The sequence below is a fragment of the Lutibacter oricola genome (assembly GCF_900106565.1).
Taxonomy (GTDB): Bacteria; Bacteroidota; Bacteroidia; order Flavobacteriales; family Flavobacteriaceae; genus Lutibacter; species Lutibacter oricola.
Window position 1 is genome coordinate 724,530 of record NZ_FNNJ01000001.1, and the last position, 25,045, is coordinate 749,574.

Here is a 25,045-nt window from a genome sequence, read left to right on the forward strand (position 1 = left end):
TTAAAAAATTAATTAAGTATACTTGGTACCATTAATTGAAAGCTTGGAATGTATACTTTAAAAATATTTGATGATGAGAAATCTACCATTCTATAAAAACCTTTCATAGATCCGCAAGGAGATGTTAACAAGCAATTTGATTTGTAAGTATGATTTTCTCCTGGTTTTAAAATTGGTTTTTTACCAATTACTCCAGGGCCTTCAACAATCTCGGTGTGGTTAAGCGAGTCAAAAATAGTCCAACGTCGTTCTAAAAGTTGAACAGTATTGTTACTTTGGTTTTCGATAGAAACTTGGTAGCTAAAGGCAAAATAGAGTCTGTAATCTCGATAGGTAGTGCCTTCGAAATTAGATTTTACAGAAACTTTTATGCCGTTAGTAACTTGCTGTACCATTGCTTATAGCTTGATATTCAGTAACAAATATAATAAAATTATAAGTTGCTAATTGTTAATATTTCTTGAATTTCCATATCCAATACCTATAACTTCTGTATATCTACTTCCAAATTTTTTGTAGTAAACTAAAACAGTATAATTGTTTTCGGTTAAATAGTGAGATCCATCAATATCGTAATTACTTAATACTCCTTCTTTATTTTTTGTAATAAATTGATAGTTGTAAAAACCCTGTTTTAATAAAATATTAGCTTGATATAGCCCTAGTTTGTTGTTGTATATAAGTTTGTTGCTATCTTTTAATTGCCAATTGTTAAAGTTTCCGTGTACATAAATATCTTTTCCACTTAAATCTTCTAAACACTCTAGTGAAAAATGTACCCAGCTATAATCCGCATCAATAGTAGAGTCTTGACCATCAATACTTCTAATAACAAAATTACCGTTTATATCTTCGCGTAAAGTATATGGTTGGCCATTGCGTTCTTCATTAGTAAAAAGATACGAGTGGTATAGGTTTTTGCCTTGTTCAACTCTAGCTATATTTAACGAAGAATTTCGGATGGATTTAGAATCGAAATATAAAAACTCGTTTCCAGCCCAAAAACTAGTCTCTTTATTATACTTGTACAAAAGTTGATTGCCACGGTAAAATTGAGGTTTTAAGTTGGTAATGGCAGTTTGCCAATTATCGTTTTGTAAAACAATAGGAATAATTTCTTCTCTTGGGTTGTTAATTCTAAAATCTGGGTGATTTATACTAAATTCTACAGCTTGCTTTGTGTTGTAATGTTTTAAATCTCTACTTTTAAAAATAGCAACGCCTACGGTAACCTTGTTTTCGTAAACTATAAATTTACGTTTAAAAACTACCTGGTTATCTTCATCTAAAACAGAAATTATATAGTTACCAGAAATTTTAATACGAGTATCTTCATTAGGAATACTAACTGAATAATGTGTGTACGGCAGTAAAGTGTTAAATGAATTTGTAAAGTTTCTAATTCTATCTTCAGCATAGCCACTAATAAATTCAGAATCTATTAAGTCAGAAGGTTTCCAATCTATTGTGCAATGTTCAATTCTGTAAGAATAATCATATTCATCAGCATTTAAATCGTCAAAACTAAGTGTTATTGTTTGTCCAAGTCTAACGTATGGTGCGTATAAATTGGCTCCTGAAGGTTTTAAAATTATAGTTTTAATATATTCAGGTTCAGCGAACTTAGATTGTGCATTACTTATTTGGGAAACAAACAGGCAGATAAATAAAAAATTAAAATACTTCAATTTATAAAAGTTTAGAGATTTAAAAACGTCAAATTTTGTACCAAAAGTATAAAGGTAAATAGAAATAAAACGTTTTAGTTAAATAAACTTCTTAATTATGAATCAAAAAAGTGTTAAAATATGCTAAAAAATAGCTTAAAAATTGTTACTTTTGCACCGTTTTTTATAGACTATTAATTAAACTTAAAATATGTCACAGGACATCAAAATTAAAAAAGGTTTAGATATTAAGTTAAAAGGTAAGGCTGAGAAGGTTACCGAAACTTCAGTATCTAGCAATGTTTACACATTAAAACCTGAAGATTTCCACAGTATTATACCAAAGTTATCTGTTAAAGTTGGTGCTAAGTTAAAGGCTGGTGAAGCAGTATTCTTTAATAAAGCTAACGAAGACATGAAATTTCCATCGCCAGTAAGTGGTGAGTTGGTAGATATCATTCGTGGTGAAAAAAGAAAAATTTTAGAACTTAAAATTGAAGCTGACTCTACTCAAGAGTTTGTTGATTTTGGAGTGAAAAACCCAAAAGAAATGAACGGAGAAGAAATTAAAGCTCATTTGTTAGCAAGTGGTTGTTGGCCATTTATTAAACAAAGACCTTATGATGTTGTTGCAGATGCTGCAAATTCACCAAAAGCAATCTTTGTTTCTGCTTATGCAAGTGCTCCTTTAGCTGCTAATTACAATTATGTGTTAGACGGCAAAGATAAAGAGCTACAAGCTGCAGTTACTGCATTAAGCAAGTTAACAAGTGGAGATGTACACGTTTCAGTTGGTAAAAAAGGGAAATCTCCTTTAGAAGGTCTAGATAATTGTACAATACACAAAGTGTCTGGTCCACATCCAGTTGGAAATGTTGGAACTCAAATAGCAAAAATTAACCCAATTAATAAAGGTGAAATTGTTTGGACAGTTACTCCTCAAGATCTTGTAATAATTGGAGAGTTGTTATTAACAGGTAAGTTTAATGCAGAGCGTACAATTGCTTTAGCAGGAGCTTCAGTTAAAGATCCAAAATATTATACTACAAAAATTGGAGCTAATATGGCTTCTATTGTTGAAGGTAAAATAAAAGATGGAAACCAAAGAATTATAAGCGGTAACGTATTAACTGGTAAAGCTCAAGATTTAAAAGGAGCTTTAGGGTTTTATGATAACGTGGTAACAGTAATTCCAGAAGGAGATGATTATGAGTTTTTTGGATGGACTATGCCAGTTTTCAAAAAAATATCTACAACTAGAGCATTAACTTTTTCTTGGTTAAGTCCTAAAAAGAAATACAATTTAAATACCAATACAAACGGAGAGCATAGAGCATTTGTTGTTACTGGTCAATATGAAGAAGTATTTCCTTTAGACATTTTTCCAATGCAAATTTTAAAAGCTTGTATGTATAAAGATTTGGATGAAATGGAAGCATTAGGTATGTATGAAGTAGCACCAGAAGACTTTGCGTTAACTGAGTTTGTTTGTATTTCTAAGCAACCACACCAAGAGATTATTAGAAAAGGCTTAGACTTAATGTTAAAAGAAATAGGATAGGGTTATGGGATTAAAACAAAATTTACATAAATTTAAAGAACAGAATAAGGACAAAAAGTGGTTGCCTGCTTTTAGTGCTATTCATACTTTTTTATATACGCCTAATGAAACTACACATTCAGGAGGTCACGTAAGAGGAGCAGACGATTTAAAAAGAACAATGAACATGGTGGTTTTAGCACTTGTTCCTTGTTTAATATTTGGAATGTTCAACACAGGTTTTCAACATTATGCAGCAATTGGAGAGTCTGTAGATTTTTTATCTATGGATGCTTTTTTAGTTGGTTTAACTAAAGTTTTACCACTAGTAATTGTATCATATGTTGTTGGTTTAGGAGTTGAATTTATATTCGCAATTATTAAAGGTCACGAAGTAGAAGAAGGTTACTTAGTAACAGGAATGTTAGTTCCATTAATTGTACCAGTAGATATTCCATTATGGATGTTAGCTGTAGCAGTAATTTTTGGAGTAGTAATTGGTAAAGAAGTTTTTGGTGGTACAGGAATGAACATTCTAAATCCAGCATTAACAATTCGTGCATTTTTATTCTTTGCATATCCAACTTGGATGAGTGGAGATAAAGTTTGGGTTCACGGAGCAGATCCAAGAGTTCAAAACTTAGTTGAAGGTGCTACACCTGATGCAATTTCAGGAGAAACTATCATGGGAGCTCTTGCTCAAGGTAAAGAAATGGCATACACAGTTTCAGATATGTTCTTTGGTTTTATACCAGGGTCAGTTGGTGAAACTTCAACATTACTTATTTTATTAGCAGGATTATTCTTAATCTTTACTAAAATTGGTAGCTGGAGAATTATGTTATCATCTGTAGTTGGAGCTTTAGTAATGGGATTAATTTTTAACGGTGTTGTTAGCGCAGGTTGGATTACTGAAACTAGCAAATTTTATAGCTTAATGAGTACTGAGTTCTGGCACCACTTATTAATTGGAGGTTTTGCTTTTGGAGTTGTGTTTATGGCTACAGATCCTGTAACAGCATCACAAACAACTAAAGGTAAATGGATTTATGGTTTCTTAATTGGATTTATTTCAATTATGATACGTGTATTTAACCCAGCATACCCAGAAGGAGTAATGTTAGCAATTTTATTAATGAATGTATTTGCACCAACTATTGACCATTACGTTGTACAAGGTAATGTAAAAAGAAGGTTAAAACGTTTAAAAGCAAAAACCGCATAACAATGGCAAAGAATACTGATAGTAATACTTATACAGTTTTGTTCGCAACAGGTATGGTACTTGTTGTAGGAACTTTATTAGCTTTTTTAGCATCTTCGCTAAAAGAAAAAATAGCTGAAAACAAACGTATAGAAAAACAACAAAACATTTTATACGCAATGGGCGTAAATGAAAATGAAGAAGGTAGTTTAGCCTTTGTTGCAAAAGAAAATGTTGAAAGTGAGTTTTCTAAATATATAACTAAGCAAGTAGTAATTGAAGGTGAAAAAGTTACCGAAAATAACGAAGCTTATTTAATTGATTTAAAGAAAGAAGCTGCAAGTGCAAAAGTTGCTTCATACACTAGAAAATTACCATTATTTGTTGGTAATAAAGAAGGTAAAGAGTTTTACATTGTTCCAATGAGAGGAAAAGGATTATGGGATGCCATTTGGGGATATGTAGCTTTAGACAATCAATTAGTTGTACAAGGAGTTTATTTTGATCACGCTGGAGAAACACCAGGTTTAGGATCAAATATTAAAGAACGTTATTTTATGGACGATTTTATTGGTGAGCATATTTTAGATGGTGATACATTTAAAGGAATTACTGCTGCTAAAGGAAACTCAGATCCAAAAAACGTAGATAAAACAGATTTTGAGGTAGATGCAATTGCAGGTGCTACAATTACTGGAGATGGTCTTTCGGCAATGTTAAAGAAAGATTTGAAAATGTATTTACCTTATTTAAAAACATTAAAGAAATAATTTATGGGACTTTTATCAAAAAAAGACGCAAAATTAATTACTGATCCGTTAGCAGATAACAACCCAATTACTTTACAAGTATTAGGTATTTGTTCAGCTTTAGCAATTACGGCAGAATTAAAAGCATCTATAGTAATGTCTGTAGCTGTGTTGTTTGTACTAGGTTTAGGAAACGTAGTTATTTCATTAATGCGAAATATTATTCCTTCAAAAATTAGAATTATTGTTCAACTTATTGTAGTTGCAACTCTAGTAATTATTGTAGATTTAGTATTAAAAGCATTTGCATACGAACTAAGTAAAACGTTATCTGTATTTGTTGGTTTAATTATTACCAACTGTATTATTATGGGGCGTTTTGAGGCATTTGCATTAGCAAACGGACCTTGGAAATCTTTCTTAGATGGAATTGGAAACTCATTAGGTTATGCAGTAATATTAATTATTATTGGATTCTTTAGAGAGTTATTAGGTTCTGGAACTTTATTAGGTTTTAAAGTTTTAGGAGATCCTATTGAAAAAACAGGAGTTTATGCTTTTGGTTATGAAAACAACGGATTTATGTTATTAGCGCCAATGGCTCTAATTACTGTTGGAATCATTATCTGGGTACAACGTTATAAGAATCAAGATTTAATTGAAGAGAACTAGAATATGGAACATTTAGAATTATTTTTTAAGTCAATATTTGTAGATAACATGGTGTTCGCAACATTCTTAGGAATGTGTTCGTACCTAGCTGTATCTAAAAAAGTATCAACTGCAGTAGGTTTAGGAGCAGCTGTTATTTTTGTAATGGCAATTACAGTTCCTTTAAACTGGTTGTTAGACACCTATATATTAAAAGACGGAGCTTTAGTTTGGTTAGGAGAAGAGTATGCATCATACGATTTAAGTTTCCTTTCTTTTATTATGTTTATTGCAACCATTGCAACAATGGTACAATTAGTAGAGATAATAGTTGAGAAATTCTCACCATCATTATACAATTCATTAGGTATATTTTTACCGTTAATTGCTGTAAACTGTGCTATTTTAGGAGGGTCATTATTTATGCAGTCTCGTGAAATTCAATCAGTAGGTTTAGCATTTAATTATGGTGTAAGCTCTGGAATTGGATGGTTTTTAGCAATTTTAGCTATTGCTGCAATTCGCGAAAAAATTAGATACTCAAACGTACCAGGACCATTAAGAGGTTTAGGAATAACTTTTATTATTACTGGTTTAATGGCCATTGGTTTTATGAGTTTTGGTGGTATGTTAACTGGAGGTGAAGAAGAAGCTGTTGAAGAAAAAACAGCTCAGGTTGAAACTATCGAGGAGGCTAAAAATTTAGCTAATAACGAACTTGAAATAAAAGAATAGATAATGATATTAGCAGTAAATACCTTAGGTACAATTGTTGCAACGGTGGTAGCGTTTTTAGTTATTACACTACTATTAGTTGCATTATTGTTGTTTGTAAAACAAAAATTATCACCATCTGGTCCTGTAAAGATTAGAATTAATGGTGAAAAAGAGATAGAAGTAGCCTCTGGAAGTTCGTTATTAACAACTTTAGGAAACGAAAAAATATTTTTACCATCTGCTTGTGGTGGTGGAGGAACTTGTATTCAGTGTGAATGTCACGTGCATTCTGGTGGAGGTGAAGCTTTACCAACTGAAACACCTCACTTTACACGTAAGCAATTAAAAGAAGGAGCTCGTTTATCTTGTCAGGTAAAAGTAAAACAAGATATGGACATTTCTATTCCAGAAGAAGTATTCGGAATTAAGAAATGGGAAGCAACAGTTGTAAGAAATTACAATGTAGCATCATTTATTAAGGAATTCGTTGTTGAAATTCCAGAAGATATGGGTTACAAAGCTGGTGGATATATCCAAATTGAAATTCCAGAATGTGAGGTTGATTTTAAGGATATGGATATTACAGCACATCCTGAAGAACACGAAACTCCAGATAAATTCCAAATGGAATGGGATAAATTCGGTTTATGGGATTTAAAAATGAAAAATAGTGAAAATGTAGAACGTGCATATTCAATGGCTTCTTACCCTGCAGAAGGAAGAGAAATTATGTTGAATGTTCGTATTGCTACTCCACCTTGGGATAGAGCTAAAAATGGATGGATGAGTGTGAACCCTGGTGTTGCTTCTTCATACATTTTCAATTGTAAACCTGGTGATAAAGTAACAATTTCAGGTCCTTATGGAGAATTCTTTATTAATGAATCTGATGCAGAAATGTTATATGTTGGTGGAGGAGCAGGTATGGCGCCAATGCGTTCGCACTTGTATCACTTATTCAAAACATTAAAAACAGGTAGAAAAGTTACTTACTGGTATGGTGGACGTTCTAAACGTGAGTTATTCTATTTAAAACATTTTTATGATTTAGAGAGAGACTTCCCTAACTTTAAGTTTTACTTAGTATTATCTGAACCAGCTGAAGAAGATAACTGGGTTAATAAAACTGATGTAAATGATACAAAAGGAGACGGATTTACAGGGTTTGTACATCAAGCAGTAATTGATGAGTACTTATCTAAACACGATGCTCCAGAAGATTTAGAATTATACTTCTGTGGACCACCATTAATGAATAAAGCAGTTCAAAAAATGGGTGAAGACTTTGGTTTAGCCGATGAGAATATTAGATTTGATGACTTTGGAGGATAATCTAACAAAATTTTAAATATTTATAAAAACCGATACGAAAGTGTCGGTTTTTTTCGTTTTAAAACTATGAAAAAGATTTTCTTATTTATTGGGTTATTAATATTGTTATTATTAATAGGTCTGCAAATTAAACCGGTTAAACAAGTAGCAAAAGCAATTGTAACGTCTCCAAGTTATTTGAACAAAGAAGGTTTAATTGTTAAAGATCGAGTTATAATTCCCGCTGGTTTTGAAAGAAAGACTTCTAAAGTTGGTTCATTTGAAAGTTATATAAGAAATTATACTTTAAAACCATTTGGTGCAAAAGTTATAAATTACGATGGAAGCCATTATTTTAATCAAATTGGTCATTTTGGAGTATTAGATATACCAGTACCAGAAAATGGTTTACAGCAATGTGCAGATGCATTAATTAGAATTAGAAGTGAGTATTTATGGACTACAAATAAGAAAAATAAAATCGGATTCAATTTTACTAGTGGTCATTATTGTTCTTGGATAAAATATGCCGAAGGTTATAGGCCAAAAGTAAAGGGAAATAAAGTCACGTTTCATAAAACTGCAACAAAGAATCATTCAAAAGAGAATTTTTACAAGTATTTGAATTTAATTTATATGTATTCTGGTACTATTTCTTTGTTTAATGAAATGACTAGGGTAAACTCAATTAAAAATTTACAAGTGGGTGATATGTTAATTGTAGGTGGTTCACCTGGACATGTTGTTATGATTGGAGATGTAATAAAAAATGATAAAGGAGAAAAATTATTTTTACTATTTCAAGGAAATACACCTGCTCAAAGTGTTCATTTATTGAAAAACTTAGATGATATTTCTATCTCTCCGTGGTATAATTTGGAATTGAATTCCGAAGTAAATATACCAGGTTATACTTTTTATAGTTCAAAATTTATTAGATTTAAATAAGTTATTTATTTAAATACAAAAAACAATATTATTTTTGCGCTATGAGTAGACCTTTAACAGATCAAGAATTACATAATTTGGCAATGAATATTGTTGGGAAAGAATTAGAAACAAGAGGCTTCGAATTTTTAGCCGTTAATAGTCAGCTAAAAAAGCACCCACAATTTGTTTGTATAGATAAGAGTAATAATCAGTTTTTTGTTATTGTAAAGGCTTCAGAAATTACCGAAAAACCAATTGGATATGATGTTGTTTGGATGGAAACTTTTAAAGCTCATGCAAGAAAACAAAACTCTAAAGTGTTATTTGCTGGTGTTGGCCTTGGAAGTAAAAAGAATAAATTACAACGGCCATTATTAAATGAAGAGTATTTATTGCAATATGATGGAATAGAGCGTTTAGATGTAGAATTAAACTAATAAAAAAGCCTTACAATTTGCAAGGCTTTTTTTGAATATTGAGATGTTGATTTTTTGTTAATCAACTTTGTTTTCTAGTAATTCAAAGAATTGCTCTAATTTAGGCATTAATACAATTCTTGTTCTTCTGTTTCTAGATCTACCTTCAACAGTGTCGTTACTTTCTAATGGCTTGTATTCACTTCTACCAGCAGCAATTAAACGGCTTGGTTCAATGCTAAAGTCAGTTTGTAACACTCTAATAATAGAAGTTGCACGTTTAACACTTAAATCCCAGTTATCTTTAATACCAGCAGTACTAATTGGTTTGTTATCAGTATAACCTTCAACCATTACTTCTAAATCTGGTTGAGCAGAAATTACTTGAGCAACTTTACCTAGTACACTTTTAGCTTCACCAGAAACTGTTGAGCTTCCGCTTTTAAATAATAATTTATCAGCAATAGAAATATAAACTACTGTTTTTTCAACATCAACTTGAATATCTTGATCGTTGAAACCTTCTTTTAACACACTTTTAAGTTGGAAACCTAAAGCAAGGTTAATAGAATCTTTACGAGTCATAGCTTTTTGAATATGTTGGATATACTCATCCTTTTTACCCATTTGAGCTAATGTTTCTTTAATATTGTCAGATGCTGATTTAGATAACACAGTTAAATTATCAACATATTCTAATGTTTTTTCTTTGTCCTTCTTTAAGTCACCAATTTGACTTTCAAGAGCAGAAACTTTTTCAGCTTCTATTTTACATTTCATTAAATCAGCCTTAACATCAACAAGCTCTTGTTTTTTTTTGTTGAAATTAGACTCTAAATCTGCGTACTGCTTCTTAGATACGCAAGAACTTAATACTACTGAAGTTAGTAAACTTATTACTAATATTTTTTTCATAATTCAAAAAGGATTTTAACAGTTACAAATTTAAAAAAAATTAAACGTAAATTTTACATTTTTGTTATTTTTTAAGACACATTTAAGATACTTTATGTTATATCTTTGTACAAAACGATTTAAAATTAAGATTAAATGAGATTTTTTTTAATAATAGCTTCATTTTTAGTGTTTATATCTTGTCAGCCACAAGGTAGCGAATTACAAGTTTTAACTGGTAATGCAATTGGTACTACTTTTTCTATAAGATATTTAGGAGATTCAATTCCTAATTTTGAAAAAAAGGTAGATAGTTTAATTGAAAAAGTAAATAAATCTACTTCTACATATATTCCTAGTTCAGATATTTCTAAAATAAATAAAGGAGATTCAACTGTAGTTATTGATGCTTATTTTAAAGAAGTTTTTGAAAAATCGAATAGAATTTATAAAGAGACTAATGGTGATTTTGACCCAACGGTTGGAGTTTTAGTAAATGCGTGGGGTTTTGGACCTGAAGATAAATTGGAAAATTTAGATTCTATAAAAATTAAAAATTTATTAAAATTTGTAGGTTTTAATAAGGTTGTATTAAACAATAACAAAATTAAAAAGCAGTATTCACAAATTTATTTTGATTTTAACGCTATTGGAAAAGGATATTTAGTAGATGTTGTTGGTAGGTTGTTTGAGGCTTATGATGTTGAAAATTATTTGGTTGAAATTGGTGGAGAAATTAGAGCAAGAGGTGTAAATCATAAAAATATTCCTTGGAGAATTGCTATTGAAGAACCAAATTTTGATGGAACACGCTCGTATGCTACAACAATTGGTTTAGAAAATGAATCTATTGCAACATCTGGAAATTATAGAAAATTTAGAGTTGATGAGAACGGTAAAAAGTTTGTTCATACAATAAATGCAAAAACAGGTTATGCTACGGAAAGTAATTTGCTTAGTGCCTCAGTTATTTTAAAGGGAGATTGCGCAGATGTTGATGGTTATGCAACTGCTTTTATGGCTATGGGATTAGAAAAAACAAAAGCATTTTTAAAAGAGCATAAAGAGCTAAAAGCATTTCTAATTTTTATGAATAATAAAGGAGAATTGGAAACTTTTGCTTCAGAAGGATTGAAAGAATAATTTATTTAGTGCACACAGGTAAAATTTCACCTTTTACCAAACAGTATTTTTTTATTGTTTCTTCTGAAATACTAGCTGAATAATCAACTTCTTCAACATTAAAACCTGCAGAACGTAGCCTATTAAAATAATCTCGACCATAAACTCTAACGTGGTCGTATTGCCCAAAATGTTTAGCTCTTTTTTCAGGAGAAGTTATGCTAAAATCTTCGTAAGTGGTTTCTCGTTCAAGCTCTTGCGGAATTTGGAATATTCCAAAACCTCCGGGTTTTAAAACACGATATAATTCACTCATTGCTTTAGCATCATCTATAATATGTTCTAAAACGTGATTACAAAAAACAACATCAAAACTATTATCTTCAAAAGGTAAATTGCAAATGTCTGCTTTTACATCTGCTATTGGCGAATACAAATCTGCTGTAATATAATCTAGATTTTTTTGTTGTTTAAACAATTTTAAAAAGCATTGTTCAGGAGCAATATGTAGCACTTTTTTTTCTGAAGCAAAAAAATCTGTTTCATTTTTTAAATACAACCAAAGTAAACGGTGTCGTTCTAAAGAAAGTGTACTAGGTGAAAGTACATTTATACGTTGGGTGCCATAACCATATGGTAAAAATTTTCGAAAACTTTTTCCATCAATAGGATCGGTAAAAGTTGTTCCTTTCAAAAATAAAGCAATAACTGGGCGTACCCAATAGCTAGCTTTAATTAGAATTGGTCTTGGTATATGGTTGAGTATAAATTTAAATAACTTCATTAAAAATTATTGTCTAAACTCGTCTTCTTCATTTGTTTTAATACCTAAAGCTTCGTTTACGTATTTAAAAGTTGAAAGTAATTCTGGTTTACCGTTTACTATAGCAACATCGTGTTCGAAATGAGCACTTGGCTTGTTATCTTTAGTTAAAATTGTCCAACCATCTTTAAGTTGATTAATTCTATGTGTACCTAAATTTACCATTGGTTCAATAGCTACAACCATACCTTCAGTAAATTTTTTTCCTCTACCTCTTCTTCCGTAGTTTGGCATTTCAGGGTCTTCGTGCATAGTTCTACCTAAACCGTGGCCAACTAATTCTCGAACAATTCCATAGCCGTGTTTTTCGCAGTAGTTTTGAATTGCAAAACCAACATCTCCAACTCTGTTACCAGCTTTAAATTCTCTAATACCTTCGTATAAACTTTCTTTGGTTACTTGTAATAATTTTTTAGTTTCTGGAGCTACTTCACCTACTTCAAAAGTATAAGCGTGGTCGCCGTAGAAACCATTTTTTAAAGCGCCACAATCAATTGAGATTATATCACCTTCAACTAAAGGTTTATCGTTTGGAATACCATGTACTACTTGTGCATTAGGACTCATACAAAGCGTGTTAGGAAAATCATACAAACCTAAAAATCCAGGTACAGCACCTTCAGCTCTTATAAATTCTTCAGCAAGTTTATCTAAATGTAAAGTGGTTATACCAGGTTTAACTTCTTTAGCTAACATTCCTAAAGTTTTAGACACAATTAATGCACTTTCACGCATTAATTCAATTTCCTCACGAGTTTTTATTACAATCATTAAAATAGTTTATTAATTGTGCAAAGGTAAATCAAAAAAAGAAATAAAATGCAAGTACATTAGATTATGATAGTATTGCAATAAGTTTAAAAAATATAACTTTAAACAGTGTTTTATTGCTAAATTGTGATTAAATTTAGTTTTTAACTTTCAAATATATATTATGTATAAAGCTGTAACTGCTGAAGAGGCCGTAAAAATTATAAAATCTGACGATAGAGTGTATATACAAGCTGCCGCAGCTGCTCCGCAAGAATTAATAAATGCGATGTCTGCGAGACACGAAGAACTTAGAAATGTTGAAGTTTGCCATTTGCATATTGAAGGAGAAACTCCTTATGCAGACCCAAAATATAGAGATAGTTTTCATGTAAATTCTTTTTTTATTGGAAAAAATGTACGACACACTATTAAAGCAGGAAATGGGTCATACACTCCGGTTTTTTTAAGTGAAGTACCAAATTTATTTAAAAGAAATGTGTTGCCGGTAGATGTTGCTTTAATTCAAGTTTCTACACCAGATAAGCATGGGTATTGTTCTTTAGGTGTTTCTGTTGAAGCAACTTTAGCAGCTATTGATAATGCAAAACATGTAATTGCACAAATAAATTCATATATGCCACGTGTGCATGGAGAAGGAATTATTCATATATCTGAATTAGATACTTTTGTTGAAGTAAATAATCCAATTCATGAGTTTATTATTCCGGCACCAACTGATATTGAAAATACAATAGGTGATTATATTGCTGAATTAATAGAAGACAGAAGTACGCTGCAAATGGGAATTGGAACTATTCCTAACGCTGTATTATCTCGTTTAGGAAACCATAAAGATTTAGGTTTGCATACCGAAATGTTTTCGGATGGGGTTATAGATTTAATTTTAAAAAATGTAATTAATGGTAATTATAAAGGCTTAGGGCGTGGTAGAGCGTTAACTACGTTTTTAGCTGGATCGCAACGTTTGTATGATTATGTGGATGACAATCCGTTTGTAGAAGCTAGATCTTGCGATTATGTAAATGATGTTGCTAATATTCGTCAAAATCCAAAAATGGTTGCAATAAACTCAGCTATTCAAGTTGATTTAACAGGCCAAGTTTGTGCAGATTCTATTGGAAATAGAATGTATAGTGGTGTTGGTGGTCAAATGGATTTTATTAGAGGTGCTAGTTTAAGTGAAGGTGGAAAAGCAATAATTGCAATGCCTTCTTTAACAAATAAAGGAGTGAGTAGAATTGTACCTTCGCTTTATAAAGGAGCTGGAGTTGTTACAACTCGAGCACATGTTCAATACATAGTTACAGAATATGGAGTTGCAAATATGTATGGAAAAACAATTAAACAAAGGGTTCAAGAACTTGTAAAAATTGCGCATCCAGACCATAGAGAAGAAATAGATAAGGCATATTATGAAGCAACACATTAATTTGTGTTTAGTTTTTAAAATAAATAAAATGGTTTCTAATTTTTTTAGAGGCCATTTTTTATAAGCTAATTACAGTATAAATAATTTCTGTAGAATATGTTTCTGCAGGTATTGTTACGCTTAATCCAGAAATTTTATATTGTAATTTAATATTACTTTGTTTACCGATAGTTTCAAAAAATAAATTTGAGTAATTGGTAACTTCTTGATATTGTTTTCCTGTAGAATTTCCGTGAGTATTTGAAGTTATCTTTACTTCTAAGTTTAAATTAGAATGCCAGTTAAAATCTGCTTTATGCACAAATACTTTAAAGCGTGTATATTTTCTGTTATACCAACTATTTGGAATAGGTGAAACCGTAAGTCTAGTTTGGTTTGTTTTACTTTCATAATAAGGAGCATAATCGTTTCCTGCAATAGAAATATCGGTTACACTTAGAGTTTTATTCCAATTTCCAGAAACTTTTATCTTTTGAGAAAAAACAGACGTTGAAATTAATATTAGCAATACGTAAATTATGTTTTTCATTAGAAATCTGTTAAGGTTAAACTAATTGTTAATACTTGACTGTTGTTTCTGTTTAATAGCTTATAGTCATAAATATCTAGTAGATATGTAATTTTATATCCGTTATTTGTTCCTGATCCAGTGTAAGCACCTCCAATATCAGATATTATAGTTTGGGAACTTTTATTTAATGAAACAATATTAGTTTTTACACCTAATTGCCCTTTGCCGTTGCCAGTATAATTGTCTGTTTTTAATTTTAACTCTATTCCATTAGGTATATTTCCATCCTCTATTTTAACCAGTAAGTTTCTTTTTGAAGAGCTGTTAGATATAGCTGAAGTAAAGTTTATCCATTTTTCATTATTAACAGAAGTAGTTTTTACTTTGTCTCCAGAAAAATCTGGGCTACCTAAATTTAACATAACTGTAGAATTGTTTGGCTCAATACTTAGCAATGCAATTTCTTTCAATTTGAAAGATGCGTTTTTACTTTCAACATTTTTTTGGCTATAGCCTAAAAATGAATTTAAAACAATTATATATATAATTTTTTTTATCATAGTTTAAAAGTTTTTTTACTCTTTTTAAGTCTTCTGTTTTTTGTAGCGGCATTAAATTCTACATTAGTAGTTTCATCTGGTTTAATAATAATATTTTTTATAGGTTTTGTAAATGTAAAATCTTTGGCTAAAGATTTAATAATTAACTCAACTCTCCATTCACCAGGTACTAATTTATTAAATGTAAATTGCCCTTTAGCATTGGTTTGTGTTAAAAACTTAGTGTCTTTATTTGAAATTTTTACAACAACTCTAGGTAGCTTTTTTTCAAATTTAGAAGATCTAGTTGATTTAATTTCTTTTAAATTAATTACACCATTTAAGCTACCTGTTTTGCCAACATTCAATTCTATATAGGATTCTTTATTTGGAGCTATGTTAATTTTTAATGGTGTACGCTCTACAATTATTTTATTTTTTGGTAAACTTGATTGTGCAACAGTTAATGAATATTGATTAGGAACCAGGTTATAAAAAATAAATTCCCCTTTTTTATTTGTAACTGCGGCTTTACTTTCTAAAGAAATAAGAATTCCTTCTAGGTTCTCATTGTCTTTAGATATTATTTTTCCCTTTAAACTTCCTTTAGTTTTATCTTTAGAAAGAGGAGTGTTAATAATTAAATTATACGACGCACTTAAAAAGAGTTCTTTGTTTTTAGTGCTAGTTTGAGAAGGTAAACTAGCTTGTGAAGCTGAAAAACTAAAGCGATGGTTATTATTATAATTATATTGAATTTGCGCTTCTAAAAAGCTTTGAGCATCTGCTTCTAACTCATCTATTGCATAATCATTTCTGTAAAATAAGCTTAAATTTAGTTTGTTTTTTAGTTGGTATTGAATGTTTCCTCCATAGTAAATAGAGCTTTGTATATTGTTTGTTGTAGAGTTTCTACTAGTATATTCGTAGTTAGCGGAAAGGCTAATGTTTAAATTTTTAAAAATTGAATAAGATATATCTGCTGTACTATAAAAAGCCGTAGTTTCATCTGCATTTTCAATAAGTAAATTTTGAGTAGTTCCATAACTGTTTGAAAGTTGTAAACTGTAATTGTTCATTTTCAGTTTTGAATAAAATATACTAATTAAATTTTCTTTAAAATGAAATTTTTTTGGTTCTAACCTATCTTCTTTTTTTCTATAGCTGGCACCAAGTTTTAATCCGTTAGTTCTATTTAGTTTATAATTTATTCCAACTTTATAATTTTCTATTATTGGTGACGAGTTGTAGTTTATTTCATCTCTCTCAGGATTTATAGACCTATAAATACCGCTAGAGTGTAAGTTTATTTTATTTAATAGTTGGTAATTAATAAGTGTTGTAAAGGATTTACTATTTCTTAAATAGCCTTTAAAGTCTTTATCAGAATATTGTATTGAGTTTACCCATTGTAGTTTTCGTTTATTATAAAAAGAGTCGAAAGAGAGTCCAAACCCATTTGTTAAATCGTTGTTTTCAAAAGCAACTTCACCAGTTACTTTAAAGTATTTAGCAGCATACGTAGAAGACAAACTGTAAATTTGAGATTTTAGTGATATGTCATTTTCTAGAATAGTTCTATTAATTAGCCCAAATTTAATAAGCGATTTTTCGGATAAACTCCATTGAATATCACCACCAAATATTCCGGATATTCTATCTGTAAATCGAGGCTCAAGGAAAAAAACAGAAGCGTTTGATTTTGCAAAATTGTAAGTTATAATTGAGCCTCTACCATTTCTAGATGCTTCAGAAATATTTGATAATGTATAAGAAACGTCACCAGCGTTAACTTCTAATTTTTTAGATTTATAAAGTATGTTGTACTGGTCATACTCACCAAATCTAACGAGCTTTGGTTGATTAGGGCCAGAATATGAGAAATTTAAATAATGGTTGTGCTTTCTATCTAAAAAACCTGAGCCGCTTACATTATATTTAAAAGCATTAATAGTTTCATCACCGTTTAAATAATTAAATACTGTAGCTATTGAAATAGGGTATCTATGATATAAATCTGGTTTTTTTGTGCTGTTTGGGTAAACTGTAATTGGTGTTCTATTAGAAAATTTTATTCCTGAAGACGCTACTTGTGCGCTTAAAACATTTAAAGCTAACGTTTTGCTAAAAGGAGTAAATGGCACTGCTTGTACAACTGTTACAACAGCAGAAGAATCAGGGCTAAGTGTAATATGGGTAGGTTTAACGCTTATACTTCGTGATGATTCTAATTGAATGTTTTCAGCACTATTACCTTTGTTAGTAACGGTATATTTACAAGTAAAATCTTTTTCAAATCTAAGGTATTTGGGAGATTCTAAAGGTGTAATATCTAGGTTAAAAATTTTATCAACCTCTAAATTTATTTTGAAATTAGCAACAGGTTTTTCTTCAATATTTGCAATAATTTCAATGTTAAAATTTTCAGCTTTGCAATATTTATCTACAGAAAAAGAAAATATAATATTTTTTTTTCCTGAAGCAGCTATTGTCTTTGTTTTTGATGCTAAAATTGGTTTAAATTGATTTGGTAAATTATAAACAAAATTCAATTTAATAGGTTTATTTGAGGGGTTTAGAACTTCAAATAATATAGTGTAATGTTTACCAGGTTTTATTTTTTTTAATTTAGTTTTTGAATTTATGGTAATGGTTGATGATTGAGGTAAACAAATATTAACAGCAAAAAAAAGAACAAATAGTAAAGGTGTTATTTTATATGATAATAAATTCACTCAGTTTATTAGACTATTTGTAATAAATAATTATTTTTCGAATTCAATGTCTATGGCGTACATATCTTCGCCATAATCGGCAACAATTACACCTGTATAATTTCCTTTTGGTAAGGTGGATATATCTAGCGTAAATACTTTGCAGCTTTTTGGGTATATTTTTTTGAATTTTACTTCTTGTTTGCCTTTTTGTTCACCTTCTTCATTAAAAACTTCTAAAACTATTGTTGGTTCAACATAAAAAGCACCTAAGTTTTGTGCTTCAACAGCTATAGAAACAGGAACATTGTTTTCATCTTTATCAATTTTTATATCGAAAAATTCAAGCTCCGAACTTGTTTTATCATTAACATCAGCAATTAGTTGAATTCCGTATCTAATTTTAGATTGTAATTTTACGCTGTAATCTAAAGAATCTTCTTTAATAGGTTCTTCAACTTCAATCATTAATACACCCCAGTAAGATCCTAATAAGGAAGAGTCGCTAGGTATTTTTAGTGTGTATATTAATTCATATTCTTCTTTTCCTTGAAGTACATATTCGTTAATTTCTGTTGAAACCCATTTTTCAATAGATTTATTGTGGGTAGTTTTGTTTGTTAAAACAGTTTCTTCTCCACAATTTTGAAATAAGTCATTAAAATAAATAATAACTCTTTGTTCAGATTCTTTGGTGTTTTTGAGTTTAATTATTCCAGTAACTACATCTCCAGACTTAGTTTTGTGTGTATGAGTTAATCCGTTAAGGATAATTACATTGGAAAATGTTTGTTGAAATAATAATAGGGTAATTATTAATAGAAGGTTTTTCATATGTAGGGTATTTTTAATACAAACTTAAGTAGTTTGATTATATAAAGATAAGTATAAACTTAAAAAGGTCCTTCATTTGAAGGACCTTTTTTTATGTTTTTTAATTTTAATTGTCAGATAATGTGTAAACAATAGTAAGCGTTGTGGAATCATCAAAATCTAAAAAAGCATAAGAATTTGCCTCATCACTTTGAGCAATTTTATAAGTAAGGTTATGTCCCTTTTTTGCTCCGTTACCAGTGTAAGCACTTCCAATTCCTTCAATTATATTAGTTGCTTTTTTATCATTTAAAATTATTGGTTGTTCTACAACTTTTCCAATATGTCCTTCGCCATCTCCTAAATATTTGTTTGCAGAAACCATTAGGTTAATTCCTTCAGGTACTTCACCATCTATAACCTGTACAGTAACATTTCTAGCTGAGTTATTTTTGGCAATAGAAGAATAATTTAACCAAAGATCATTATTACTTTGATTAAGTTCTACTTTTTCACCAGCATCATTAGGTGCAGTTCCTTTTAATGAAATGGCATTTGAGTTTGTTGAATTAATTTCTAAATGAGCAACAGTATTTAAATTAATTGTTAAAGTGTGGGAGTCTGTCTCAGTTTGGGATACTGAATTTGTTATACTAAATAACAATACAGCTATTAGTAAGTGTAGGGGTTTCATATGTCTTTTTTTTGGGGTTTATACAATTGTTTAATAAAAAACGATTGTATATCAAATATACCTCTTTGTTTGCTCGAAATAACGATGAAGTAGACGAGTGGAGGATAACTATAGGCGAGATACAGTTAAGTGTCGATGAATAGCAAATGATTACCGATTAAGGAAAAAGTATCAATTGCTGTATCGATGAAATTGAATAAAGAATTAGTGCTATTTAAAAATTATTTTTTACAAGAAAATAAAAGAGCCGTTTTATCATGTTGATAAACGGCTCTTTTATTATGATTTTTAATTTTTACTGTTTAATAAATTGAGAGGTAGATAAATTATCGTTAATTCCTATTATTTTTATAAAGTACAATCCGCTTGGTAGGTTTTGAATGTTTACATTTTTCATTTCGCTTATTAAAACAATTTGGCCTTGAGTATTGTAAATAGTAACTTTTTTAATTGGAGTATTAATATTCAATATTTCTGAAGCTGGATTAGGGTAAATACCTATTTGAGCAGTTTCAAAATTGCTGGTTCCCAGCGTTCCACATTCAGCTTCAGTTTCAATAAATGTATTTGCAGCGTCTTTGTTAGTCCAATTATTAGTACTGTAAGTAGAATCATCTACGTAAATACAATTTAAATTAGGAGTGCTAGAACTAGAGAAATTAGCATCGGTAATTAAGGTGTTATTTCCGTTTCTAAGATCTATAGTAGTTAAAGGTTCGTTTTGACTACAGTCAAGTATTTCTAATAATACATTTTTGGTTAAATCAAGAGATTGCAGTTTATTACGATCGATATCTAATTTTTTTAAAGATTCGTTAGCTGATAGATCTATTGTTGTAAGTTCATTAATAATACATGCTAGGCTTAATAAGTTAATGTTTTTAGATATATCTAATGTAGATAGCCCATTATTAGCACAGGAAAGATATTGCAGAGAAACATTTTTAGTAACATCTAAAGTTGTTAAAGGGTTATGACTAGTGTTTAAATTTATAAGAGCTGTATTAGTTGAAAGATCTATACTGGAAATATCATTTTGGTCTATAGTAAGTTGAGTAAGTAATGTATTCGCAGAAACATTTAAACTAGTAATATTATTAGAACCACAACTCAGATTAGTAAGTAGAGTGTTTGCTGAGATATCTAAACTACTAATATCATTAGCTCCGCAATTAAGGTAAGTAAGTAATGTATTTGCAGAAACATTTAAATTGGTAATATCATTACCATTGCAACTTAGGTTAGTAAGTTGCGTATTTGTCAAGACATCTAGACTAGTAATATTGTTATATCCACAATTCAGATTAGTAAGTGACGTATTAGCTGAAACATCTAAACTTGTAATGTCATTAAAAGAACAATAGAGTTTATTAAGTAGCGTGTTAGCTGAAATATCTAAAGCACTAATGCTATTAGAATCACAATATAGTTCGTTAAGTAATGTGTTAGTTGAAACATCTAAACTGGTTATGTTATTATAAGAACAACTAAGTTTAATTAGTTTTGTGTTTTTTGATACGTCTAAACTAATTAAATTATTACTGTTACATACCAAACTGTAAATTTCTGTAAAATATTCAATACCTGTTAAATCGGATATGTTATTATTTGGTATATATATTTCTCCGTTAAAAGAGTTTGCTTCAGAAACTTGTATTTCATCGTCTCCGTTTACATTTATTAAACCATAGTTAAGTAAATAATCTTTAAATATTGTATCAGGAATATTCACAATATCATTAGGACTCGCTGCTGGAAGTAAAGCATCATCATAAATTTTTGTTACAGTACCATTACCAATATTGGTAACGTACATATTACCTAAATTATCTATTTCAATTAATCTAGGTTCATCTAAAGATGTTATTACAAAATCTGATATAGCTTCAGTTGTTGGATTGTATTTCATAATTTTGTTTTCAACAGGAAACGAATTATACGAAGTAAAATAAACTTCATCTGTTGGAGAAACCGCTACACCTCTAATATTTGTAATATTACTAGCAACAGTTGTTTTGGTTCCAGTAGGTGTTATTTTAAATAATTTTCTATCATTCCTATCTGCTACATATAAATTTCCATTTGAGTCAAAAGCAATACCTTCAGGAGTAAATAAACCTGTAGTATAATCAGTTGTAGTTAAATTAGCATTAATTTGAATTACTTTTCCTGATGTTTCCGAAGAAAAATATAATAAGTCATTATAAATTGCTAATCCGTAAGGCGAGTTTCCGTTAGGAAAGGTAGATATATAATCGCTTTTAATTAAAGTGTTAGTATTAATAACAGAAATCTTATTTAAAAAAGGCTCTGCTATATATAAATTATTATTGGCATCAAAAACCATATCATTTGCATATCCTCCGGCAGTTGCAATTTCAACTTTGGTTCCGTTAGAAAGTAAATGGTAAATTTTTCCAGAGTCATGTTCAGAAACATAAATCTCATTGTTAAGGTTTATTGCAATACCTTCTAAAGAAGTAAATCCAGAAGAGTATTCTGTAATTGTTTGGCTTAAAGCCACATAATTTGTTAGGACTAAACAAATTATAAGGGTAATTTTTTTCATAAAATTGTTTGTATTAATACATTAATATTTAATGCTATTGCATAAAAAAAATAACCTTAGGAGAACAGTGAGGGATAATCTATCTTTTGAGTATTATATTTTTCAATAACAATTAGCAGGGCAAAAATAGATAATTTTATAAGTATTTAAAAATATTACTCTTCGTAAGAATGTTTATAAGGTTTGCCACTTATAATTTTTAATAAATCAGCTTCAATAGTTTCTCTAGGGTATTCAACAAGCCTACCAATTTCTTCATTATTTTTAAATATAATAATGGTAGGTACTCTAATTATGTTGAAACCTTTTTGTAAGCTTTTTGGAGCCTTTTTTTTGCGGTTAACAGTAACCATTTCTAAATTATTGAAATTAAATTCTGTAGCTTCTAGTACTTTGTAAAATACAGGTATTTGTTCTTGGCTATCTCCGCACCAAGTACCCATAAAAGTTTTAATTTTTACTGAATTTATTAAGGGTTTTAGTTGTTTAATAATTTCTTTGTTTGGCGTATAATCATTATAACTAAAATCGAACCAGTCTTTATGTGGTTCAACTAAAAAATTACTTTTTATGGCAATTCCAATTAAATCTCCATCATTATTAGTTGTAGCTTTAGTTGTTTTTTTCTGAATTTTACAGCTAATTAATAAAGTTAGCAGACTTAATAAAAGTAAATTTTTCATAAAGTGATTATTTTTATTTATTGAAATGTAACCAAAAAAAATGAGAATATACACTAGTATATTCTCATTTTTAAAATATAGTTTTTATTTATATCTACAACTAGATTAATGAATGTCTAGTCATTGCTTCTGGTTGTTCTATTCCCATTAATTTTAAAATTGTTGGAGCAATATCACCTAAAACACCGTCTTCTACTTTTGTAATATCTTTGTCTACTACAATAAAAGGTACTGGGTTTGTTGTGTGAGCTGTGTTAGGACTTCCATCAGGGTTTTTCATTGTTTCACAGTTACCGTGATCTGCAATTACAATTGTTGTGTAATCGTTATCTGATGCAGTTGTAATAACATCTTTTACACATTCATCTACAGCTTCACAAGCTTTAATTGCAGCTTCCATAACACCTGTATGTCCAACCATATCTCCATTGGCAAAGTTTAAACATACAAAATCTACATCACCTTTTTCTAATTCAGGGTTAATAGCATCACGAATTTCATAAGCACTCATTTCTGGTTTTAAATCGTATGTTGCCACCTTTGGAGATGGGCATAATAATCTTTTTTCACCTTTAAATTCTGCTTCTTGCCCTCCAGAGAAGAAAAATGTTACGTGAGGATATTTTTCAGTTTCTGCAATTCTAATTTGTTTTTTATTTGCATTTTCTAAAACTTCACCTAAAGTATCTACAAGGTTATCTGTATTATAAATTACATTAATTCCTTTGTATGTTTCATCATAATTAGTAATTGTAACATAGTGTAAAGGCAATGTTTTCATACCAAACTCTGGGTAATCTTGTTGTGTAAGTACTTCTGTAAGCTCACGACCTCTATCTGTTCTGTAGTTAAAGAAAATTACTACATCATCTTCACTAATTTTTGCTTTTGGTGCTCCGTTTGCATCAGCCATAATAATTGGCTTAATAAACTCATCAGTAATATCATTAGCATAGCTTTTTTCAATACTTTCAACAGCGTTTGTAGATAATTCACCAGTTGCGTTAACCATAGCATCGTATGATGTTTTAACACGTTCCCAACGCTTATCTCTATCCATTGCATAGTAACGACCAGTTACTGAAGCTAATTCTCCAGTTGTTTTAGCCATATGCTCTTGAATATCGTTAATAAAGTAAGCTCCAGATTTAGGGTCGCAGTCTCTTCCATCAGAAAAAGCGTGTAAATAAACGTTTTCTGCATTGTTTTCAGCAGCAACATCTAATAAACCTTTTAAATGATCTATATGTGAGTGAATACCACCATTAGAAACTAAACCTAATAAATGTATGTTTTTATTGTTTTCTTTAGCATAAGAAATTGCATCTAAAAGAACTTTTTCTTTTCCTAAAGTTTTTTCTTCAACAGCCATATTTATTCTAACTAAGTTTTGGTATACAATTCTACCAGCACCTAAATTCATATGTCCAACTTCACTGTTACCCATTTGACCAACAGGTAAACCAACATGTTCTCCATCAGTTCTTAAACTTGCGTTAGCATATTTAGTATATAAACTGTCTATATATGATGTTTTTGCATTAAAAATAGCAGAAACTTCTGGCTCTTGAGTTATTCCCCAGCCATCTAAAATCATTAAAATTACTTTCTTATTCATTTGGTAATTACATTAATTAATTTGAAGTATCAAATATACAAAGATATGGTGTTAAGTGCTTTATAATTAGACTTTAATTAGACTAAAATTTACTAAAACGATTGCGATAAAATAAAATGTTAAAAAGGTTAAAGTATTGTTAATGAGTATGGTTTTATGTAACAAGAATTTTGTTTGGTAGTCTTTTAGTATATAACACTTAACTTAAAACTATTAAAAAATGAAAAAATCTATCTTATCTATCGTATTACTATTATCAGTTGTATTAGTATCTGCAAAAAGCAATGTAAATGAAACTTTATTACCAACAAAAACAGTTTACTCTACTAGTGTAAATGCATTTTGTAAATTAATTCAAATGGGAGACTTTGAAACCGTAAAATCTTTAATTAAAGAAGGTGAAGATGTAAACAGAAAATCTAATGGTTTAACTCCTTTAATGTTTGCAGCTAGACATAATAAAGCTAAAATTGCAGCTTTACTAATTGAAAATGGCGCGAAATTAAAATTAAAGTCTCAAAGAGGTATAACTGCTTTGAAATATGCAGAATTGTCAAATGCTAAAGATAGCTATAAAGTAATTTCTGAAGCAATTTCAAAAAACAAAAAATCTAAGAAAAGAAAAAAATAATCTTTTCAACATTGTGTAATAAAAAAGAGGCGTTTTGAACGCCTCT

24 protein-coding genes are annotated in these 25,045 nt (G+C 29.8%); 11 read left to right on the top strand and 13 right to left on the bottom strand.

Annotated elements, in window-relative coordinates; genetic code table 11:
- Positions 1 to 8 precede the first annotated feature (8 nt).
- Positions 9 to 395, bottom strand: a complete 387-nt coding sequence (gene apaG, locus BLU40_RS02855; protein WP_090119502.1) for a Co2+/Mg2+ efflux protein ApaG — start codon at positions 393 to 395, stop codon at positions 9 to 11.
- 48 nt (positions 396 to 443) lie between these two features.
- On the bottom strand, positions 444 to 1,688 hold the full coding sequence (locus BLU40_RS02860) for a type IX secretion system plug protein (protein WP_175454732.1): 1,245 nt from the start codon (positions 1,686 to 1,688) through the stop codon (positions 444 to 446).
- A gap of 190 nt (positions 1,689 to 1,878) precedes the next feature.
- On the opposite strand from BLU40_RS02860, the gene BLU40_RS02865 reads away from it, so the two are divergent.
- The 8 genes from BLU40_RS02865 (at position 1,879) to BLU40_RS02900 (ending at position 9,206) form a co-directional block, all read left to right on the top strand.
- Entirely contained in the window at positions 1,879 to 3,228 is a 1,350-nt protein-coding gene (locus BLU40_RS02865) for a Na(+)-translocating NADH-quinone reductase subunit A (RefSeq protein WP_090119506.1), read from the top strand.
- Positions 3,229 to 3,232: 4 nt separating this feature from the next.
- Positions 3,233 to 4,432, top strand: a complete 1,200-nt coding sequence (locus BLU40_RS02870) for an NADH:ubiquinone reductase (Na(+)-transporting) subunit B (protein ID WP_090119508.1) — start codon at positions 3,233 to 3,235, stop codon at positions 4,430 to 4,432.
- A 2-nt stretch (positions 4,433 to 4,434) separates the two neighbouring features.
- On the top strand, positions 4,435 to 5,181 hold the full coding sequence (locus tag BLU40_RS02875; RefSeq protein ID WP_090119511.1) for a Na(+)-translocating NADH-quinone reductase subunit C: 747 nt from the start codon (positions 4,435 to 4,437) through the stop codon (positions 5,179 to 5,181).
- A gap of 3 nt (positions 5,182 to 5,184) precedes the next feature.
- Positions 5,185 to 5,832 (top strand): NADH:ubiquinone reductase (Na(+)-transporting) subunit D, encoded by a 648-nt coding sequence (locus BLU40_RS02880; protein WP_090119512.1) that lies wholly within the window; start codon positions 5,185 to 5,187, stop codon positions 5,830 to 5,832.
- A gap of 3 nt (positions 5,833 to 5,835) precedes the next feature.
- Complete coding sequence (gene nqrE, locus BLU40_RS02885) at positions 5,836 to 6,546, top strand: NADH:ubiquinone reductase (Na(+)-transporting) subunit E (protein WP_090119514.1); 711 nt, start codon at positions 5,836 to 5,838, stop codon at positions 6,544 to 6,546.
- 3 nt (positions 6,547 to 6,549) lie between these two features.
- On the top strand, positions 6,550 to 7,860 hold the full coding sequence (gene nqrF, locus BLU40_RS02890; RefSeq protein WP_090119516.1) for an NADH:ubiquinone reductase (Na(+)-transporting) subunit F: 1,311 nt from the start codon (positions 6,550 to 6,552) through the stop codon (positions 7,858 to 7,860).
- A 66-nt stretch (positions 7,861 to 7,926) separates the two neighbouring features.
- The gene (locus tag BLU40_RS02895) at positions 7,927 to 8,787 is read left to right on the top strand and encodes a DUF4846 domain-containing protein (RefSeq protein WP_090119518.1); all 861 of its coding nucleotides are present in this window, start codon (positions 7,927 to 7,929) and stop codon (positions 8,785 to 8,787) included.
- Between the two features lie 41 nt (positions 8,788 to 8,828).
- On the top strand, positions 8,829 to 9,206 hold the full coding sequence (locus BLU40_RS02900) for a Na(+)-translocating NADH-quinone reductase subunit F (protein WP_090119520.1): 378 nt from the start codon (positions 8,829 to 8,831) through the stop codon (positions 9,204 to 9,206).
- A 57-nt stretch (positions 9,207 to 9,263) separates the two neighbouring features.
- On the opposite strand, the gene BLU40_RS02905 is transcribed toward BLU40_RS02900, so the two are convergent.
- On the bottom strand, positions 9,264 to 10,100 hold the full coding sequence (locus tag BLU40_RS02905) for an OmpA/MotB family protein (RefSeq protein ID WP_090119522.1): 837 nt from the start codon (positions 10,098 to 10,100) through the stop codon (positions 9,264 to 9,266).
- Between the two features lie 135 nt (positions 10,101 to 10,235).
- Here BLU40_RS02905 and BLU40_RS02910 point away from each other — a divergent pair, with 135 nt between their 5' ends.
- Positions 10,236 to 11,222 (top strand): FAD:protein FMN transferase, encoded by a 987-nt coding sequence (locus tag BLU40_RS02910; RefSeq protein WP_175454733.1) that lies wholly within the window; start codon positions 10,236 to 10,238, stop codon positions 11,220 to 11,222.
- A gap of 1 nt (position 11,223) precedes the next feature.
- Here BLU40_RS02910 and BLU40_RS02915 read toward each other — a convergent pair whose 3' ends face one another.
- Both BLU40_RS02915 and map read right to left on the bottom strand, forming a co-directional pair.
- Complete coding sequence (locus BLU40_RS02915; protein ID WP_090119523.1) at positions 11,224 to 11,985, bottom strand: class I SAM-dependent methyltransferase; 762 nt, start codon at positions 11,983 to 11,985, stop codon at positions 11,224 to 11,226.
- A 6-nt stretch (positions 11,986 to 11,991) separates the two neighbouring features.
- Positions 11,992 to 12,795 carry a type I methionyl aminopeptidase gene (map, locus tag BLU40_RS02920; protein WP_090119525.1) on the bottom strand — a complete coding sequence of 268 codons (804 nt, stop codon included), beginning with the start codon at positions 12,793 to 12,795 and terminating at the stop codon, positions 11,992 to 11,994.
- Between the two features lie 163 nt (positions 12,796 to 12,958).
- On the opposite strand from map, the gene BLU40_RS02925 reads away from it, so the two are divergent.
- Positions 12,959 to 14,227 carry an acetyl-CoA hydrolase/transferase family protein gene (locus tag BLU40_RS02925; protein ID WP_090119527.1) on the top strand — a complete coding sequence of 423 codons (1,269 nt, stop codon included), beginning with the start codon at positions 12,959 to 12,961 and terminating at the stop codon, positions 14,225 to 14,227.
- A 58-nt stretch (positions 14,228 to 14,285) separates the two neighbouring features.
- Here BLU40_RS02925 and BLU40_RS02930 read toward each other — a convergent pair whose 3' ends face one another.
- The 8 genes from BLU40_RS02930 to gpmI all read right to left on the bottom strand — a co-directional run bounded on the left by BLU40_RS02930 (position 14,286) and on the right by gpmI (position 24,368).
- Positions 14,286 to 14,756, bottom strand: a complete 471-nt coding sequence (locus BLU40_RS02930; RefSeq protein ID WP_090119529.1) for a hypothetical protein — start codon at positions 14,754 to 14,756, stop codon at positions 14,286 to 14,288.
- Positions 14,756 to 15,298, bottom strand: a complete 543-nt coding sequence (locus tag BLU40_RS02935; protein WP_090119531.1) for a hypothetical protein — start codon at positions 15,296 to 15,298, stop codon at positions 14,756 to 14,758. Before BLU40_RS02935 ends, BLU40_RS02930 begins: the two co-directional genes overlap by 1 nt.
- Entirely contained in the window at positions 15,295 to 18,012 is a 2,718-nt protein-coding gene (locus BLU40_RS02940) for a hypothetical protein (RefSeq protein WP_090119533.1), read from the bottom strand. Before BLU40_RS02940 ends, BLU40_RS02935 begins: the two co-directional genes overlap by 4 nt.
- Before the next feature lie 30 nt (positions 18,013 to 18,042).
- A complete protein-coding gene (locus BLU40_RS02945) occupies positions 18,043 to 18,825 on the bottom strand; it encodes a hypothetical protein (RefSeq protein WP_090119535.1) in 783 nt (260 codons plus the stop codon).
- A gap of 106 nt (positions 18,826 to 18,931) precedes the next feature.
- Positions 18,932 to 19,498: a hypothetical protein gene (locus BLU40_RS02950; protein ID WP_090119537.1), complete on the bottom strand. Its 567-nt coding sequence runs from the start codon at positions 19,496 to 19,498 to the stop codon at positions 18,932 to 18,934.
- A 295-nt stretch (positions 19,499 to 19,793) separates the two neighbouring features.
- Positions 19,794 to 22,067 (bottom strand): T9SS type A sorting domain-containing protein, encoded by a 2,274-nt coding sequence (locus BLU40_RS02955; RefSeq protein WP_090119539.1) that lies wholly within the window; start codon positions 22,065 to 22,067, stop codon positions 19,794 to 19,796.
- 155 nt (positions 22,068 to 22,222) lie between these two features.
- The gene (locus BLU40_RS02960; RefSeq protein WP_090119541.1) at positions 22,223 to 22,750 is read right to left on the bottom strand and encodes a TlpA family protein disulfide reductase; all 528 of its coding nucleotides are present in this window, start codon (positions 22,748 to 22,750) and stop codon (positions 22,223 to 22,225) included.
- A gap of 100 nt (positions 22,751 to 22,850) precedes the next feature.
- Positions 22,851 to 24,368: a 2,3-bisphosphoglycerate-independent phosphoglycerate mutase gene (gpmI, locus tag BLU40_RS02965; protein ID WP_090119543.1), complete on the bottom strand. Its 1,518-nt coding sequence runs from the start codon at positions 24,366 to 24,368 to the stop codon at positions 22,851 to 22,853.
- Between the two features lie 220 nt (positions 24,369 to 24,588).
- Here gpmI and BLU40_RS02970 point away from each other — a divergent pair, with 220 nt between their 5' ends.
- Positions 24,589 to 24,999: an ankyrin repeat domain-containing protein gene (locus BLU40_RS02970; RefSeq protein WP_090119545.1), complete on the top strand. Its 411-nt coding sequence runs from the start codon at positions 24,589 to 24,591 to the stop codon at positions 24,997 to 24,999.
- The last annotated feature ends 46 nt before the right edge of the window (positions 25,000 to 25,045 follow it).